At 70.2% G+C, this 16,423-nt stretch carries 14 protein-coding genes; 10 read left to right on the forward strand and 4 right to left on the reverse strand.

Translation table 11 applies throughout. The annotated features are described in order from the left end of the window. Nucleotides 1-2 precede the first annotated feature (2 nt). Nucleotides 3-2,750, reverse strand: coding sequence for a pyruvate dehydrogenase (acetyl-transferring), homodimeric type (gene aceE / locus ACWCV3_RS13800; RefSeq protein ID WP_451222743.1), 2,748 nt, complete (start codon nt 2,748-2,750; stop codon nt 3-5). A 432-nt stretch (nt 2,751-3,182) separates the two neighbouring features. On the opposite strand from aceE, the gene ACWCV3_RS13805 reads away from it, so the two are divergent. The 6 genes from ACWCV3_RS13805 to ACWCV3_RS13830 all read left to right on the forward strand — a co-directional run bounded on the left by ACWCV3_RS13805 (nt 3,183) and on the right by ACWCV3_RS13830 (nt 7,670). Next, the gene (locus ACWCV3_RS13805; RefSeq protein ID WP_018545328.1) at nt 3,183-3,623 is read left to right on the forward strand and encodes a DUF3052 domain-containing protein; all 441 of its coding nucleotides are present in this window, start codon (nt 3,183-3,185) and stop codon (nt 3,621-3,623) included. 139 nt (nt 3,624-3,762) lie between these two features. Further along, entirely contained in the window at nt 3,763-4,221 is a 459-nt protein-coding gene (locus ACWCV3_RS13810; protein WP_451222745.1) for a peroxiredoxin, read from the forward strand. A 103-nt stretch (nt 4,222-4,324) separates the two neighbouring features. After that, complete coding sequence (locus tag ACWCV3_RS13815) at nt 4,325-4,900, forward strand: TerD family protein (protein ID WP_086695838.1); 576 nt, start codon at nt 4,325-4,327, stop codon at nt 4,898-4,900. 95 nt (nt 4,901-4,995) lie between these two features. Next, nucleotides 4,996-5,574, forward strand: coding sequence for a TerD family protein (locus tag ACWCV3_RS13820; protein ID WP_451222747.1), 579 nt, complete (start codon nt 4,996-4,998; stop codon nt 5,572-5,574). Between the two features lie 78 nt (nt 5,575-5,652). Continuing rightward, nucleotides 5,653-6,798 carry a DUF475 domain-containing protein gene (locus ACWCV3_RS13825; protein ID WP_451222749.1) on the forward strand — a complete coding sequence of 382 codons (1,146 nt, stop codon included), beginning with the start codon at nt 5,653-5,655 and terminating at the stop codon, nt 6,796-6,798. A 134-nt stretch (nt 6,799-6,932) separates the two neighbouring features. Further along, the gene (locus tag ACWCV3_RS13830; RefSeq protein WP_451222751.1) at nt 6,933-7,670 is read left to right on the forward strand and encodes a TerD family protein; all 738 of its coding nucleotides are present in this window, start codon (nt 6,933-6,935) and stop codon (nt 7,668-7,670) included. Between the two features lie 172 nt (nt 7,671-7,842). Here ACWCV3_RS13830 and ACWCV3_RS13835 read toward each other — a convergent pair whose 3' ends face one another. Beyond that, the gene (locus ACWCV3_RS13835) at nt 7,843-8,703 is read right to left on the reverse strand and encodes a TerD family protein (protein WP_451222753.1); all 861 of its coding nucleotides are present in this window, start codon (nt 8,701-8,703) and stop codon (nt 7,843-7,845) included. A gap of 174 nt (nt 8,704-8,877) precedes the next feature. On the opposite strand from ACWCV3_RS13835, the gene ACWCV3_RS13840 reads away from it, so the two are divergent. From ACWCV3_RS13840 to ACWCV3_RS13855, 4 genes are all read left to right on the forward strand, one after another. Next, nucleotides 8,878-10,053, forward strand: a complete 1,176-nt coding sequence (locus ACWCV3_RS13840) for an HpcH/HpaI aldolase/citrate lyase family protein (protein ID WP_451222755.1) — start codon at nt 8,878-8,880, stop codon at nt 10,051-10,053. Between the two features lie 68 nt (nt 10,054-10,121). Continuing rightward, nucleotides 10,122-12,566, forward strand: a complete 2,445-nt coding sequence (locus ACWCV3_RS13845; RefSeq protein ID WP_451222757.1) for a phosphoribosyltransferase — start codon at nt 10,122-10,124, stop codon at nt 12,564-12,566. Next, nucleotides 12,563-13,477: an HAD family hydrolase gene (locus ACWCV3_RS13850; RefSeq protein WP_451222759.1), complete on the forward strand. Its 915-nt coding sequence runs from the start codon at nt 12,563-12,565 to the stop codon at nt 13,475-13,477. Before ACWCV3_RS13845 ends, ACWCV3_RS13850 begins: the two co-directional genes overlap by 4 nt. A 284-nt stretch (nt 13,478-13,761) precedes the next feature. Then, nucleotides 13,762-15,504 carry an endo-1,4-beta-xylanase gene (locus tag ACWCV3_RS13855; RefSeq protein ID WP_451222761.1) on the forward strand — a complete coding sequence of 581 codons (1,743 nt, stop codon included), beginning with the start codon at nt 13,762-13,764 and terminating at the stop codon, nt 15,502-15,504. Nucleotides 15,505-15,516: 12 nt separating this feature from the next. Here ACWCV3_RS13855 and ACWCV3_RS13860 read toward each other — a convergent pair whose 3' ends face one another. Together ACWCV3_RS13860 and ACWCV3_RS13865 are read right to left on the reverse strand one after the other, a co-directional pair. After that, complete coding sequence (locus ACWCV3_RS13860) at nt 15,517-15,729, reverse strand: FmdB family zinc ribbon protein (RefSeq protein WP_451222763.1); 213 nt, start codon at nt 15,727-15,729, stop codon at nt 15,517-15,519. 38 nt (nt 15,730-15,767) lie between these two features. Continuing rightward, entirely contained in the window at nt 15,768-16,352 is a 585-nt protein-coding gene (locus ACWCV3_RS13865; RefSeq protein ID WP_451222765.1) for a DUF4383 domain-containing protein, read from the reverse strand. Nucleotides 16,353-16,423: the final 71 nt, after the last annotated feature.

Genomic DNA, 16,423 nt, shown 5'->3' on the forward strand with positions numbered 1-16,423 from the left:
GCTTACGCGTCTCCGCCGGCGGTTCCCGGCGCGGCGGCCTTCACGTCCAGCAGCTGGTAGCGGTCGATGGCCTGCTTCAGCACCGACCGGTCGACCTTCCCCTCCTTGGCCAGCTCCGTCAGCACTCCCACCACGATCGACTGCGCGTCGATGTGGAAGAACCGCCGAGCCGCCCCGCGCGTGTCCGCGAAGCCGAACCCGTCCGCCCCGAGCGACTGGTAGGGCCCCGGCACCCAGCGCGCGATCTGGTCCGGCACCGACCGCATCCAGTCGGACACCGCGACGAACGGCCCCTCGGCGTCACCGAGCTTCCGCGTCATGAACGGCACCCGCTGCTCCTCCTCGGGATGCAGCATGTTGTGCTCCTCGCAGGCCACCGCCTCCCGGCGCAGCTCGCTCCAGGAGGTCGCCGACCAGACGTCCGCCCGCACGTCCCACTCGTCGGCGAGGATCTGCTGCGCCTCCAGCGCCCACGGCACCGCCACGCCGGACGCCATGATCTGCGCCGGGACCGAGCCGCCGTTGCCCTCCTTGAGCCGGTGGATGCCCTTGAGGATGCCCTCGACGTCCACGCCGGCCGGCTCGGCCGGGTGCCGGATGGGCTCGTTGTAGACGGTGAGGTAGTAGAAGACGTCCTCGCCGTGCGGGTGTTCGCCGTCCCCGCCGTACATCCGCCGCAGCCCGTCTTGGACGATGTGCGCGATCTCGTACCCGTACGCCGGGTCGTAGGCCACGCAGGCCGGGTTCGTGGAGGCGAGGAGCTGGGAGTGGCCGTCCGCGTGCTGGAGGCCCTCACCGGTCAGGGTCGTACGCCCGGCGGTCGCCCCCAGGACGAAGCCGCGCGAGAGCTGGTCGGCCATCTGCCAGAACTGGTCGCCGGTGCGCTGGAACCCGAACATCGAGTAGAAGACGTAGACCGGGATCAGCGGTTCGCCGTGCGTGGCGTAGGCCGAGCCGGCCGCGATCAGGGAGGCCGTGCAGCCCGCCTCGGAGATGCCGTCGTGCAGCATCTGGCCGGTCGGGGACTCCTTGTAGGCGAGCAGCAGCTCGCGGTCCACCGACTCGTACTGCTGGCCGAGCGGGTTGTAGATCTTCGCGCTCGGGAAGAACGAGTCCATGCCGAAGGTGCGGTACTCGTCCGGTGCGATCAGCACGAACCGCTTGCCGATCTCCTTGTCCCGCATGAGGTCCTTCAGCAGTCGCACGAACGCCATGGTGGTGGCGATGGACTGCTGACCCGACCCCTTCTTCACACTCGCGTAGGCCTTGTCGTCGGGGAGTGCGAGCGGCTCGGAGCGCACGACGCGCGTGGGCACGTAGCCCCCGAGCGACTTGCGCCGGTCGTGCATGTACTGCATCTCCTCCGAGTTCCGGCCCGGGTGGTAGTACGGCGGGGCGCCCGACTCCAGCTCCTTGTCGGAGATCGGCAGGTGCAGCCGGTCGCGGAAGCCCTTGAGGTCGTCGACCGTCAGCTTCTTCATCTGGTGGGTGGCGTTGCGGCCCTCGAAGTTGGGGCCCAGCGTCCAGCCCTTGACCGTCTTGGCCAGGATCACCGTCGGCTGGCCCCTGTGCTCCTTGGCCGCCTTGAACGCCGCGTAGATCTTGCGGTGGTCGTGGCCGCCGCGGCCCAGGTGCAGGATCTGGTCGTCGGTCATGTTCTCGACCATGGCGCGCAGCCGGTGGTCGTCGCCGAAGAAGTGGTCCCGGATGTAGGCGCCGGACTCGGTGGCGTACGTCTGGAACTGGCCGTCCGGGGTGGTGTTCATCCGGTTGACCAGCACGCCGTCCCGGTCCTGGGCCAGCAGCGGGTCCCAGCTCCGGTCCCACACCAGCTTGATCACGTTCCAGCCGGCGCCCCGGAACTGCGACTCCAGCTCCTGGATGATCTTGCCGTTGCCGCGCACCGGGCCGTCGAGGCGCTGGAGGTTGCAGTTGACCACGAAGGTCAGGTTGTCCAGCCCCTCGCGGGCGGCGATGGAGAGCTGGCCCAGCGACTCCGGCTCGTCCATCTCGCCGTCGCCGAGGAACGCCCACACGTGCGAGCCGGAGGTGTCGGCGATGCCGCGAGCCTCCATGTACCGGTTCATCCGGGCCTGGTAGATCGCGCCGAGGGGGCCGAGGCCCATGGAGACGGTCGGGAACTCCCAGAAGTCCGGCATCGAGCGCGGGTGGGGGTAGCTGGACAGCCCGTCGGGGAACTTCGAGTGCTCCTGACGGAACCCGTCGAGCTGTTTCTCCGAGAGCCGGTCCAGCAGGTACGCGCGGGCGTAGATGCCCGGCGAGGCGTGGCCCTGGAAGAAGACCTGGTCGCCGCCGTCACCGCCGTCCTTGCCCCGGAAGAAGTGGTTGAAGCCCACGTCGTACAGGGACGCGGAGGACGCGAAGGTGGCGATGTGGCCGCCCACGCCGATGCCGGGCCGCTGGGCCCGCGAGACCATCACGGCCGCGTTCCAGCGGGTGGCGTTGAGGATGCGGCGCTCGATCTCCTCGTTGCCGGGGAAGAACGGCTCGCTCTTGGTGGGGATCGTGTTGACGTAGTCCGTGCTGCGCATCTCGGGCACGGCCACGCGCCGCTCGCGCGCCCGTTCGATCAGCCGCAGCATGAGATACCTGGCCCGCTCCCGGCCACGCTCGTCGACGGCGGCGTCGAGGGAGTCGAGCCACTCCTGCGTTTCCTCGGGATCGAAGTCAGGAACCTGACTCGGAAGGCCGCCAATGATGATCGGATTGCGATCGGAACCGGAAGCCACGCTGTTCCTTACCTGTCGGAGGGACCTGCCTACCACGTTCCCCATCGTGTACCTGGGGAACGTGGTACGTCATCCACTGGCTGCGCCCGTTCCCCCGCGCCTCCCGCTCGCCACCCGGTCGGCCACCCGGATCGCCGCCCGGTCAAACCGCAACGATACGCCCGGGGTGTGACGGGCATGGCAAAGTTGTCCGATGGGCGTAACGACGGATGATTCCGAAGTGCACATATGGGGCACACCGGTGTGATGTGGTTCCCGGGGAAACGGGATACGGTGCCAGGAGTGGCGGCGAAGCGGCCCGGAACGTCACCGTTTCGGCGGTCTGGAGGGCCGGGTACTTGCGCGATCCGTCCCGCCCGTGTGGACTACGGCCAATGCTTCGCGCACGCGCGTGGCTCAGATATTCACCAAGACATGATCAGGAGGCAACCCGTGAGCGCGACCGCGGACCACGCGGAGGAGCGGACGAACCCTGCCGCCAGGCTGGGGTTCCAGCCCGGACAGGTGGTCCAGGAGATCGGCTACGACGAGGACGTCGATCAGGAGCTCCGCGAGGCCATCGAGGAAGCCGTCGAAGGCGACCTGATGGACGAGGAATACGACGACGTGGCCGACGCCGTTGTGCTGTGGTTCCGTGATGACGACGGAGACCTCACCGATGTGCTCGTGGATGCCACCACGTACATCGAAGAGGGCGGCGCCATCCTGCTTCTGACGCCGAAGACCGGCCGTACGGGGTACGTGGAGCCGAGCGACATCTCGGAGGCCGCAACCACCGCAGGGCTGACCGCTTCGAAGAGCGTCAGCGTCGGCAAGGACTGGAGCGGCTCGCGTCTGGCGACGCCGAAGGCCGCCAAGTCCGGCAAGCGTTAGAGAGAACGCGTCATCATCGCCGCGCCGGGCGGACCGGGACTCCCCGGTCCGCCCGGCGGTCCCGGCGTGATCGCTGCGTAGGGTGGGACCGGGTGGGTGACCCGCTCACCCGTACGGCTCAGCGAAGGGATGCAGGACGATGGCGCTCCAGGTCGGCGACGAGGCACCCGACTTCGAACTGAAGGACAACCACGGCCGCACCGTGCGGCTCTCCGATTTCCGGGGCGAGAAGAACGTGGTGCTGCTCTTCTACCCCTTCGCCTTCACCGGCGTCTGCACCGGTGAGCTGTGCGAACTGCGTGACAACCTTCCGCAGTTCACCGACCGCGAGACCCAGTTGCTCGCCGTCTCCAACGACTCCATGCACACCCTGCGCGTCTTCGGCGAGCAGGAGGGCCTGGAGTACCCGCTGCTCAGCGACTTCTGGCCGCACGGCGACGTCAGCCGCGCCTACGGCGTCTTCGACGAGGACAAGGGGTGCGCCGTGCGCGGCACCTTCATCCTGGACAAGACGGGCACCGTGCGCTGGACCGTCGTCAACGGCCTGCCCGACGCCCGTGACCTGACCGAGTACGTCAAGGCGCTCGACACCCTGTGAACGGCCCCCCGCTCCGCGGGAACCCGTCACTAGGATCGGCTCGTTGATCCCGTATCCGATGCACTACGGGGCTGTCGGCCCCTGGACACCACATGGAGGACCCGTGGGAGTCAGCCTCAGCAAGGGTGGCAACGTCTCGCTGACCAAGGAGGCTCCCGGCCTGACCGCCGTCATCGTCGGTCTCGGCTGGGACGTGCGCACCACGACCGGCACCGACTTCGACCTCGATGCCAGCGCACTGCTGCTGAACAACGCCGGCAAGGTCGGCAGCGACCAGAACTTCGTCTTCTTCAACAACCTCAAGAGCCCCGACGGCTCGGTCGAGCACACCGGCGACAACCTCACCGGTGAGGGCGAGGGCGACGACGAGCAGATCAAGGTCGACCTCGCCGCCGTCCCGGCCGACGTGGAGAAGATCGTCTTCCCGGTCTCGATCTACGAGGCCGAGAACCGCCAGCAGTCCTTCGGCCAGGTCCGCAACGCCTTCATCCGCGTCGTCAACCAGGCCGGCGGCCAGGAACTCGCGCGCTACGACCTCAGCGAGGACGCCTCCACCGAGACCGCCATGGTCTTCGGCGAGCTGTACCGCAACGGGCCGGAGTGGAAGTTCCGCGCCATCGGCCAGGGGTACGCCTCGGGTCTGCGCGGCATCGCCCAGGACTTCGGCGTCAACGTCTGACGCCGTACGCCTCGCACCTCCTCCGGCGCCGTTCCGCGTTTGCGGACGGCGCCGGTGGCGCAGGAGAACCAAGAACACCACAGGGGAGGATCAGCATGGGTGTCACGCTCGCCAAGGGAGGCAATGTCTCCCTCTCCAAGGCCGCGCCGAATCTCACGAACGTCACGATCGGACTCGGCTGGGACGCCCGCTCCACCACCGGCGCCCCCTTCGACCTGGACGCCAGCGCCCTGCTGTGCGGCGCCGGGAACCGGGTGCTCGGTGACGAGTACTTCGTCTTCTACAACCAGCTCACCAGCCCCGAGGGCTCGGTCGAGCACACCGGTGACAACCTCACCGGTGAGGGCGAGGGCGACGACGAATCGATTCTGGTGGACCTTTCCAAGGTTCCGCCGCAGTGCGAGAAGATCATTTTCCCGGTCTCGATCCATATGGCGGACGAGCGAAACCAGTCCTTCGGACAGGTCGCCAACGCTTTCATCCGGGTGGTCAACCGGTCCGACGACCAGGAACTCGCACGCTACGACCTCAGCGAGGACGCCTCCACGGAAACGGCCATGATCTTCGGCGAGCTCTACCGGTACCAGGGCGAGTGGAAGTTCCGCGCGGTCGGACAGGGGTACGCGTCCGGACTTCGGGGCATCGCTCTAGACTTCGGAGTCAACGTTTCGTAAAGCCGGGTACGGCGGCGGGGGGAGACCTCCCCCAGACAGCGGTCTGGGAGGGGCCCCCAGAAGATGATGGGGTAGCCAGTGCTTCTGAAAACCTTCGGCTGGTCTTTCGTGATCACCGCGATCGGCCTGGTCGCGGCGGTCTTCTACGGGGGGTGGCAGGGCTTCGGCATCGTGGCGATCCTCTCCGTCCTCGAGATCTCGCTGTCCTTCGACAACGCGGTGGTCAACGCCGGAATCCTGAAGAAGATGAATGCCTTCTGGCAGAAGATCTTCCTCACCGTCGGCGTGCTCATCGCGGTCTTCGGCATGCGGCTGGTCTTCCCCGTCGTCATCGTCGCCGTCAGCGCCAAGATGGGTCCGATCGAGGCCGTCAATCTCGCGCTGAACAACAAGGACCGGTATCAGGAGCTCGTCACCGACGCCCACCCGGCCATCGCCGCGTTCGGTGGCATGTTCCTTCTGATGATCTTCCTCGACTTCATCTTCGAGGACCGCGACATCCAGTGGCTGCGCTGGATCGAGCGGCCGCTGGCCAAGCTCGGCAAGGTCGACATGCTGTCGGTCTGCATCGCCATGATCGTCCTGCTGATCACCTCCTTCACCTTCGCCACCCACGCCCATCAGCACGGCGGCGCCCACGTCGACAAGGCCCAGACGGTCCTGATCGCCGGCATCGCGGGTCTGATCACGTACATGGTCGTCGGCGGCCTCTCCGGGTACTTCGAGGACAAGCTGGAGGCGGAGGAGGAGGCCGAGCACGAGGCCGAGGAGGAGGCCGCCCGCTCCGGCAAGCCGCGCTCGGCGGTGAAGCTGGCCGGCCAGGCCGCGTTCTTCATGTTCCTCTACCTGGAGGTCCTGGACGCGTCCTTCTCCTTCGACGGTGTGATCGGCGCCTTCGCCATCACCAACGACATCGTCCTGATGGCGCTGGGCCTCGGCATCGGCGCGATGTACGTCCGTTCGCTGACCGTCTACCTGGTCCGCCAGGGCACCCTCGACGACTACGTCTACCTGGAGCACGGCGCCCACTACGCGATCGGCGCCCTGGCCGTGATCCTCATGGTCACCATCCAGTACGAGATCAACGAGGTCGTCACGGGACTGGTCGGCGTCGTCCTGATCGCCTGGTCCTTCTGGTCCTCGGTCCGCCGCAACCGAGCCCTCGCGGCGGCCGGGGGAGACGCCGGGTCGAGCGAGAAGACGGAGATCACCTCCGGGGTCTGACAACCCCCTGGGGGATCTCCCCGGGGCAGGATCGGGGACGCGGCGGGGTGTGGCATCCCGCTCGGTGAGGAACGCTTCGAATGGGGCGGCCGACTCGGGTCGGCCGCCCCGACGACTTTTCCAGGGGGGCGGACATGGGATTTCTCGACGGACTGCTGGGCGGCCGCACCGCCGACTTCGACTCGGGCAGCTCCGGGTCCAACGCGATCGAACTGACCAAACGGCACCAGCAGGTGTCCCTGACCAGACAGGGCGCGGCCACCGGCAACCTCCGGGTCAACCTGACCTGGCGGATGCGCACCTCCGACTTCGGCGGCCCCCAGCGCGACAGCCTCTTCCGGCATCCCTTCAAGGCACTGAAACCACCGGAAGTGACGGGCCACGGCCAGAGCATGGTCAACGTCGACCTGGACCTCGGCTGCCTCTACGAACTCGCCGACGGCACCAAGGGCGTCGTCCAGCCCCTCGGGGGCTACCTGGGGGACGTCAACGCCCCGCCGTACGTCAAGCTCAGCGGCGACGACCGGTTCGGCTCCGCCTCGGGCGAGACGATGTACGTCAACCTGGACCACCGGGACGCCATCAAACGCCTGCTGGTCTTCGTGTACATCTACGACCAGACACCGGCCTTCGACCGCACCCACGCCGTGGTCACCCTCTACCCGAGCAACGGCCCTCGCATCGAGATCAGCCTCGACGAACGCCATCCGCAGGCCCGCTCGTGCGCGGTGGTGCTGATGGAGAACGTGAAGGGCGAACTCGTCGTGCGCCGCGAGGTGAAGTTCGTCTACGGCTTCCAGGGCGAACTGGACCGGCTCTACGGCTGGGGCCTGACCTGGGGCCGGGGCTACAAGTCAAAGGCGGAGCGGTGAGCTGAGCGCCGAGGGCTGTCCCGTGATCCCCGGCGGATCAGGGCGCGGCGTCGGATGCGGTGCATCGCAGGGCGGAGGGCCGTCCGCGTACTGGGCGTATCCGGACGACCCGACAGCGCCGCGAGGCGCCGTGGCTGTCGCCGCGCGCCCGCTGAGGATTGCGGGACGGCCCTCAGCGTCCGAGGAACTGCGGCCCCTGCGGCGGCAGCCGGAAGTCCGGGTCCAGCGGGGCCGCGGCGGGCGCCGGCTGGGACTGGGGGTAGCCGTAGGCCGGCGGCGCCTGCGTCTGGACGGACTGGGGGTAGCCGTAGGTCGCCTGGCTCGCGGAGGCGGGCTGCGGGTAGCCGTAGGCGGGCTGCGGGGCGGAGACGGGCTGCGGATAGCCGTAGGCCGGCGGCTGGGCGGGCAGCGGCGGCAGCGGCGCGGGCTGCTCCGGGGGGAGCGGCACCGACCGGGACTCGGGGCGGCCGGGCTCCTCGTCCGGCGCCTCCGACTCGTCCACCGAGATACCGAAGTCGGTGGCGAGTCCCTCCAGGCCGTTGGAGTAGCCCTCGCCCAGCGCGCGGAACTTCCAGCCGTCCCCGCGCCGGTACAGCTCGCCGCAGATCAGCGCCGTCTCCGCGCCGGTCTCCGGTTTCACCTCGAACCGGGCCAGCGGCTCGGCGTCGCTCACCGAGGCGTCGTACACCAGCACGCACAGTGCCGGGACCCGGTCGAAGGGGACGTCGTCGGCGGAGGCCACCAGCAGGATGCGGCCGACCTCGGACTCGACCCCGGCCAGGTCCACCCGGACCGAGTCGGTCAGGCCCCCGGGGACCGGTTTGCGGCCGAGCCCCCGCACCGCGCCGGAAGGGTGGCGGGGCTGGTTGTAGAAGACGAAGTCCTCGTCCGAGCGCACCCGGCCGTCCGGGCCCAGCAGCAGCGCGGAGGCGTCGACCTCGGGGACGTCCTGCCCCGGTGTCCAGCGCAGCACCGCCCGTACCGCGGCGGCGTCCAGCGGGACGTTCGACCCCTTCAGCATCGCGTGCGTCATGCGGTCATCCTGCCTTCTCGGTCCTGGCCACGACAATGCGGGGGGTGTTCCGCCCGACACGGGCGGGTAACCGGAAGTTCACGCCGGCCGGGAACCCCGGACACGCGTCTCTACGTACTATTACCGGCCACCCTTTGCGGAAATCACAGACTCGGCGCGCCATGAGGGAGTCCTATGCGTCATTTCGGGCACATCGCCCCCGAAGCGCGGGAGCGTCTCTTCCACCAGGAGCCGCGCGCCTTCACCGCCGACTCCCCGGCCAGGCTGCTCTCGGCGGCCCTCGGGGCCACCCTCTACAGCCCGGCGACCCGGCCCCGGCTCGCCGCCGACATCGTCAAGCAGACCGCCGGCGGAGTCGTCTCGATGGTGCTGTGCCTGGAGGACTCCATCGCGGACGAGGACGTGGCCGCCGGTGAGGAGAACCTGGTCCGGCAGTTCGCCGAGCTGGACGCGCTCGGCGCCCGGACCGGCACCGAGCCGCCGCTGCTGTTCGTCCGGGTGCGCACGCCCGACCAGATCCCCGACCTCGTGCGGCGCCTCGGCCCCGGCGTCCGGCTGCTGTCCGGTTTCGTGCTGCCCAAGTTCACCGAGGAGCGCGGAGTCCCCTTCCTGGAGGCGCTGAGCGCGGCCGAGACCGCCTGCGGACGTCGGCTCTTCGCCATGCCGGTGCTGGAGTCGCCCGAGCTGCTGTACCGCGAGTCCCGCGTGGAGACCCTGGAGGGCATCGCCCGCGCGGTCGGCAAGTACCGCGACCGGGTCCTGGCGCTGCGCCTGGGCGTCACCGACTTCTGCTCCTCCTACGGTCTGCGCCGCGCCCCCGACATGACCGCGTACGACGTCCAGATCGTCGCCTCCGTCATCGGCGACGTGGTCAACATGCTGGGCCGGGCCGACGGCAGCGGGTTCACCGTGACCGGGCCGGTGTGGGAGTACTTCCGGGTCCCCGAGCGGGTCTTCAAGCCGCAGCTGCGCACCAGCCCCTTCCTGGAGGTGCGCGCCGTGGGACTGCGCGAGAAGCTGATCGAACACGCCATGGACGGCCTGCTGCGGGAGATCTCCCTGGACCAGGCCAACGGTCTGCTCGGCAAGACCTGCATCCACCCCTCCCACGTGCTTCCCGTGCACGCGCTCTCCGTCGTCAGCCACGAGGAGTTCAGCGACGCGGTGGACATCCTCCGGCCGGACAGCGACGGCGGCGGAGTCCTCAGGTCCGCGTACACGAACAAGATGAACGAGGTGAAGCCGCACCGCGCCTGGGCCGAGCGGACCCTGCTGCGCGCGGAGGTCTTCGGGGTGGCCAACGAGGACGTCGGCTTCGTGGACCTGCTCACCGCCGGCTTCACCGGCTGAGCCCTCCCCGCCCGGAAGCCTCTCCCGGCACACAGCCTGATCTCACCTCTCCGAGCCGCAAGGAACGCATGAAGAACGCAGTGAACGACGGCGTCTGGTCCGGCACCTGGGTCGCACGGCGACTCGGTGTCGAGCTGGAGGGCGACGAGCACCTGACCGACCTGCTGGGGATGGCATTGCGCCGCAACCCCAAGCGGGCCCATCTGCTGGTCTCGAACGTGCTCGGCAAGCACGTCCCGCAGTCGCCCGCCGCGGTCCACGGCCACGGGGTCCGCCTCGGCCACCGGGTCCGCGCCCTGCTCGGGGACGCGGAGGCGGCCCGCGCGGTCGTCCTCGGGTACGCGGAGACCGCCACCGGCCTCGGCCACTCGGTCGCGGACGGGCTCGCCCTCGCCCCGTACCTGCACTCCACCCGCCGCCCGGTCGCCGGGGTCACCCCGGCCGGCGGTTTCGAGGAGTCCCACTCCCACGCCACCTCCCACCTGCTGCTCCCCGGGGACCCGGCGCTGCTGGCCGGGGACGGCCCGCTGGTGCTGGTGGACGACGAGTTCTCCACCGGCAACACCGTCCTGAACACCATCCGCGAGCTGCACGCCCGCCACCCCCGGCGCCGGTACGTGGTCGTCGCCCTGGTCGACATGCGCTCCGCCGAGGACGCCGCCCGGCTGGACCGGTTCGCCGCCGAGATCGGAGCCCGCGTCGACCTGGTGGCGGCCGCCTCGGGGACCGTACGGCTGCCCGAGGGCGTGCTGGAGAAGGGCCAGGCGCTGGTCGCGGAGCACGAGCGGGCCGAGGCCGCGCCCGGCCCGGTGCCGGACGGCAGGGTGAGCCGGGTCGCGCTGGACTGGCCCGCCGGGCTGCCGGACGGCGGACGGCACGGCTTCACCCCGGCCCACCGCGCCCGGCTGGAGGCCGCGCTGCCCGGCATGGCCGCCCGGATCGCCGACGCGCTGCCCGAGGGCTCCCGCCGGGTGCTGGTGCTGGGCTTCGAGGAGCTGATGTACGCCCCGCTGCGGCTCGCCGCCGAGCTGGAGCGGACCGTTCCGGCCGAGGTGCGCTACTCCACCACCACCCGCTCACCCGTCCTCGCCGTGGACGACCCCGGCTACGCGATACGCACCCGGCTGGCCTTCCCCGCCCACGACGACCCGGCGGACGGCCCCGGCGAGCGGTACGCGTACAACGTCGCGGGCGCGGGTTTCGACACCGTGGTCGCCGTGGTGGACTCCGTCGCCGACACCCCCGCCCTGCACGCCCCGGACGGCCTGCTCGCCCGGCTGGCCGAGCACGCCCCGCACGTCCTGCTCGCGGTCGTGCCCGCCCACGAACCCCCTCTCCCCGAAAGGCCGGCCATGCTGCCCGAACCCCTCCGCGGCCCCGCCTTCTCCTCGTACGCGCCCGACGAGGTCGGCTGGCTGCTCCAGGACCTCTCCGCGGTCAGCCTGGAGGCGCCGACCGAGGAGCGCGAGGAGGCCGTGCAGAACGGCGGCGCGCACTACGCGGAGTCGCTGCCGGTCGAGTACCAGCCCAGCGAGCGCTACCAGGCCCTGTTCCACGCCGCCCTGGAGACCTCGGCCGACCGGATCGCCCGTGCCGTGGGCGTGGTCACCGAGACCGTGCTCACCGAGCGCGGCGGCACCCCGGTCCTGGTCTCGCTCGCCCGCGCCGGAACACCGGTCGGCGTGCTCATGCGCCGCTGGGCCGAGCAGCGGTACGGGTCCGAACTCCCGCACTACGCCGTCTCGATCGTCCGGGGCCGGGGCATCGACGCCAATGCCCTGCGCTGGCTGGCCGCGCACCACGACCCGCGCGACGTCGTCTTCGTGGACGGCTGGACCGGCAAGGGCGCCATCACCCGTGAACTCGCGACCGCCGTTGCGGAGTTCGAGCGCGCCGAGGGCGTCACCGGCTTCGATCCGGAGATCGCCGTCCTCGCCGACCCCGGCTCCTGCGTGCGCACCTACGGCACCCGCGACGACTTCCTCATACCCTCCGCCTGTCTCAACTCCACGGTCTCCGGGCTGATATCGCGCACCGTGCTCCGTGCCGACCTGGTCGGCCGGGACGACTTCCACGGCGCGAAGTTCTACCGTGAACTCGCCGACGCCGACGTCTCGGTGGACTTCCTCGACGCCGTCTCCGCCCGCTTCACCGAGGTCCGCGACGAGGTGGACGCGGCAGTCAAGGAGCTGATCGCCGAGGACCGCACGCCGACCTGGGAGGGCTGGCGGGCCGTGGAGCGGATCAGCGAGGAGTACGGCATCCGCGACGTGAACCTGGTCAAGCCCGGTGTCGGCGAGACCACTCGGGTGCTGCTGCGCCGGGTGCCCTGGAAGATCCTCGCCAAGGCGGGAGCGGGCGCCGACCTCGACCACGTCCGGCTGCTCGCCGAACAGCGCGGGGTGCCGGTCGAGGAGGTCGACGACCTGCCGTACACCTGCGTCGGCCTGATCCACCCCCGGTACACGCGCGGAGCCACCGGCGCCGACGGCCGGGCGGTGAGCGTCCGATGACGGTACTGGTGGCCAGCGATCTCGACCGCACGCTGATCTACTCGGCGGGCGCCCTCGCGCTCACCATGCCGGACGCGCGGGCACCCCGGCTGCTCTGCGTGGAGGTGCACGAGGCGAGTCCGCTGTCCTTCATGACGGAGACGGCGGCCTCCCTGCTGACCGAGCTGGCGGACGCCGCGGTGTTCGTGCCGACGACCACCCGCACCCGCACCCAGTACGGGCGGATCAACCTGCCCGGGCCGCCCGCCCGGTACGCGATCTGCGCCAACGGCGGCCACCTCCTGGTCGACGGCGCCACCGACCGGGACTGGCACGCGTCGGTGCTGCGCCGGCTGGCCGACGAGTGCGCGCCGCTTGCCGAGATCACCGACCATCTGCGCCGGGCCTCCGACCCGGTCTGGCTGCGCAAGCAGCGGGTGGCCGAGGACCTGTTCGCCTACCTGGTGGTCGAGCGGGAGCTGCTGCCCGGCGACTGGGTGGGCGAGCTCGCCGGGTGGGCCGGGGAACGGGGCTGGACGGTGTCGCTCCAGGGCCGCAAGATCTACGCCGTCCCGCAGCCGCTCACCAAGGGCGCGGCGGTGCGCGAGGTGGCCCGGCGCACCGGGGCGGAGCTGACGCTCGCGGCCGGGGACTCGCACCTGGACGCCGATCTGCTGCTGGCCGCCGACCGCGGCTGGCGGCCCGGCCACGGCGAGCTGGCCGACAGCGACTGGGCCGCGCCCACGGTCGGTGCGGTGGCCGAGCGGGGAGTGCTGGCCGGGGAGCGGATCACCCGTGAGTTCCTCCGGGCGGCGCGCGGCGCGGGCAGTGCATCACCTGCGTCGGCCCCGACAGCCCCGGCGCCGATCCCGGCCCGGTCGTCATCGCCTGTCACGACCAGCGCGTCGACTCCGTACGCTCAGCCTCGCTGAGTACCGGTGCTGACCTGTGGCGGCCCGGTCGCCGCTCGTCCGCCGGTTCCGCCATCCGTTGGCCGGCGAACAGTGAGCGCACGTGCGTACCGTCTCCGTGGAGACCCTGAAGTTCACCGGCACGGGCGTGTTCGACGCGCCTTCCGCGCAGGCCGCAACGATCCTGGCCCGCTCCGCCACACGAACTGGGACGTGCCGCACGAGGCCGCCGTACCTGTGCGTGATGAACTGTGGCCCGGCTTCGAGACGTTGATCCGGTCCGGAACAGGAGAGTGGGAGGCACCGTGCACCTTGGCGGGGGGACGTGGCAGCGGCTGACCGCCGCGGTGCTCGTCATGGCGGTGGCGGCCGGGTGTACGGGGCAGGGCGAAGGCGCGGGCGGCGGAAACGACGAAGACCTGCTGCGGAACCACGACTGGACGCAGATGCCCGGCATCACCGCGCGGAACGGCGTCCTGCGGGTCAGCGCATTGGATCGGCGCATCGTGGAGCAGGACTCCTCCGGCGGCCGGCCCAACCCCCCGCTGAACCTGGCCGGCCCGCATCTGAGGTCCGACGGCGACTTCACCGTCACCGCGCGCATGTCCGGTGTGGGTGACGATGACGGCGACTCATGGCTGCGGCTGTACGGACGGGTACCGGTCATCTACGACGAGTGGCGGCAGGAGCGGCCCTCACTCCGCGTCGGCGTGACCGCCGACGGACAAGTGAAGGTGCAGATATGGGACGGCGAGGGCGATGAGCCGGCCATCTCCGAGGATTTCGACTGCGGCTGCTCCGGAACGGTGACGCTCGCCGTGTCGAGCATCGGGGACACATTTCGCGTAGAAGCCGACGGGCGGCGGCTGGGAACCGTGCAGGACCCGGGGGTGTTCGCCGAGGGCACTGTCTGGTTCGGTCTGGAGGCGGACCCGGGTGAGGACGAGCGCCGCGAGGGATGGCGTCTGACGCGGCTGGTCGCGCGGGCGGAGAGCGGTGACCCGCTCCGAGTGATCAAGGCGCCGCAGCTACGTCAGGAGCAGTCCGACGACTCGCTGCGTGCGCGGGCCGCAGACGTGGGCCGGCCGTTCGACGTCGGCGCCGCCCTGGCCGAGAACCCGCTGCTCACCGACTCACGCTACCGGGCGCTCGCGGGGAGCCAGTTCTCCGTGCTCACTCCGGAGAACGCGTTCAAGCCGCAGTTCCTCCACCCGCGCCGGGGCGTTTACGACTTCCGCGACGCGGACCTGCTCGTACGCTTCGCCCGCGCGAACGACATGAAGGTGCACGCGCACACCCTCGTCTGGCACGAGGCTCTGCCCCGCTGGATGCGGGAGGACGACGACCCCGCGGAGGTGTGCCGGACCATGCTCCGGCACATCGCCGTGGTCGCTGGGCACTTCAAGGGAGAAGTCGCGGAATGGGATGTGGTCAACGAGCCCATGTCCGACGACGAGAAGAGCTACACCAACGGGGATCTCGGTCTGCGCTCCGAGCAGAGCCCGTGGTTCGAGGCCATGGGCGAGAAGTACATCGACGAGGCGTTCAGGGCCGCCCACCGGGCCGATCCGAAGGCACGGCTGTTCCTCAACGAGTACGGGGTCGAGGAGGAAGGCGAGCGGTGGGACGCCCTTCACGATCTGGTCAAGCGGCTCAGGGAACGCGGCGTACCGATCGACGGCGTGGGTTTCCAGAACCATGAGTACGCACCCGGCGACCGCGTCGACCCGGAGACCTTCCGCAGCCATGTGCGGGATCTGGCGGAGCTCGGGGTTCAGGCGCGGGTGTCGGAGATGGACGTCCCCATAGGGGAGGACGAGGAGGACGGACGGCAGACCCAGGCTGACGAGATGGCGGGCAAGCTGCGGGTCTGCCTGGAGGAGCCGAACTGCACGTCGTTCTCCACATGGGGATTCACCGACCGGTACGGTTCCACCGCCGACACCACGATCTATCCTCCGCGCACGGCCGATTCCCTGCCGTGGGACGCGGCCCTGCGGCCGAAGCCGGCGTACGAGCGCCTGCTCAGGGTCTTTGACGAGGCGTGAGGAGCAGAACGCTCAGCCGCAGCAGCCGCCCCCGCAGCAGCCACCGCCGCCACCGCCCGAGGGGGCCGGGGCGGCGACGGAGCCGCCCACGGCCACCGCCGACAGCAGCTTCACCGTGTCGTCGTGGCCCTCGGGGCAGGTGGCGGGTGCGGCGGACTCCGCCATGGGGCGGCTGAGTTCGAAGGTGTCGCCGCAGGTCCGGCAGCGGTACTCGTAGCGAGGCATGTGCTCAGGTTAGCGGCCGGACCCCGCGGGCGGGGGAGTCACTCGGGCTTCGTGTCCGGCCCGGTGACGGCACGCTTGTCCGGCGCGGTGAGGGCCGGCTCCTGCCGCACGGCATCGGGGTGCCGGGATCGCCAGTAGGGGTTGTCGTGCGGGAGGGACGAGCCGACGCGGCCGTACATGCCGAAGGTCATCAGCAGCAGGCCGACGATGAAGGTGAAGAACACGTTCTGGATCCTGAACGCCAGGAAGTTGTGCGTGGTGTCCAGCAGACCCAGGTTGAGGAAGCCGCTCAGGATGAACAGCACACCGAAGGTCATGTTCAGCGTCGAGGCGAAGTTGCCGCCGACCACCATCCCCGTCAGCAGGACCAGACCGACGCAGATGGAGAGCACGCTCAGCGCGCCGTTGGTGTTCAGGCCCGCGACCGTGTCGCTGCCGACGTTGAAGGCGCCGATGTGGCCGATCAGGCCGAGGATGCCGAAGATCAGCAGGAACAGCCCGATCAGGCCCGCGCCTATCCGGTAGACCAGGTTCAGCTTGTGGTCGACGGGCAGGTGCTCGTCGAACACGGTGCGGTGCCGGGTGGACTGCTTGTCGCGTGAGTGCACTGCGTGTGCGGCCATGTCGCCTCCTTGGGGGCGCGTGCGGAGGCCGTCCCGTACCCCTCCATACTCACCAGCACCCCGCGCACCGG

The sequence above is a fragment of the Streptomyces sp. NPDC001781 genome, assembly GCF_053596035.1.